The organism is Streptomyces minutiscleroticus, from assembly GCF_014650875.1.
GTDB classification, from domain to species: domain Bacteria; phylum Actinomycetota; class Actinomycetes; order Streptomycetales; family Streptomycetaceae; genus Streptomyces; species Streptomyces minutiscleroticus.
This window is the reverse complement of record NZ_BMVU01000219.1, coordinates 1-906: the sequence shown is the minus strand read 5'-3', so window position 1 is coordinate 906 and position 906 is coordinate 1. Positions and strand designations below refer to the sequence as shown.

The 906-nt window shown below is 71.7% G+C and carries 1 protein-coding gene; it reads left to right on the top strand.

All coding sequences use genetic code 11. From position 1 onward, the window contains the following. Nucleotides 1-2: 2 nt before the first annotated feature. Nucleotides 3-906 (top strand): IS5 family transposase gene (locus IE271_RS41095; RefSeq protein ID WP_229920002.1). Its coding sequence is split into 2 segments (ribosomal slippage), with 902 coding nucleotides annotated over them: nucleotides 3-344 and nucleotides 347-906; the frame shifts between segments, so codons are not numbered across the junction. This gene is flagged as partial in the annotation.

The window sequence follows — 906 nt, the reverse complement described above, 5'->3', positions numbered from 1 at the left end:
CGATCGCGCCCTTGCTGCCGGCCAACGGTCGGCCCGGTGGGCAGTGGTCCGATCACCGGACGGTGGTCAACGGGGTGCTCTTCAGGGCCCGGACGGGGGTGCCCTGGCCGGACCTGCCGGAGCGGTACGGGCCCTGGCAGACCGTCTACGAGCGGCATCGCCGCTGGTCGGCGGACGGCACCTGGCAGCGCATCCTGACCGAGCTGCAGATCGAGGCCGACGCCGGCGATCCCGACGGCGCCCTGGCCCGCAAGCTGGACAAGGATCGGGAGTGGGCGGTGAACATCGACTCCACCTCCTGCCGGGCTCACCAGCACGCGGCCGGGGCCCGCCACTGGCCGCCGCGCGACTTCCCGGAAAAAGGGGCGGGACGCGTGTGGAAGCCGATGGGCGGGAGGCACTGGGGCGTTCACGGGGCGGGATGACCACCAAGGTCCATCTGCTGACCGACGACCGGGCCCGCCCGCTGACCTGGCTCACCTCGCCGGGCCAGCGGGGCGACAGCCCCATGCTCCTGCCGGTGCTGGAGTCGCTGCGCATTCCCCGCCGCGGGCCCGGGCGTCCACGCCGCCGCCCGGACCGGGTGCGCGGTGACAAGGCCTACTCCAGCCGCAACAACCGTGCCTACCTGCGACGTCGGGGCATCAAGGCGACCATCGCCCAGCCGGACGACCAGCGGGCCAACCGCCGCAACCGTGGCCGGGCCGGCGGCCGTCCACCCGCCTTCGACAAGGTCCAGTACCGCCGGCGCAGCGCGGTCGAACGCTGCGTCAGCAAGTGGAAACAGTTCCGTGCGGTGGCCAGCCGCTACGACAAACGCGACTACATCTTCAACGGCACCCTCACCGTCACCGCCATCGTCATCTGGCTCCGCGACACCGTTCAAGAGCCATCAGAAACGACCTA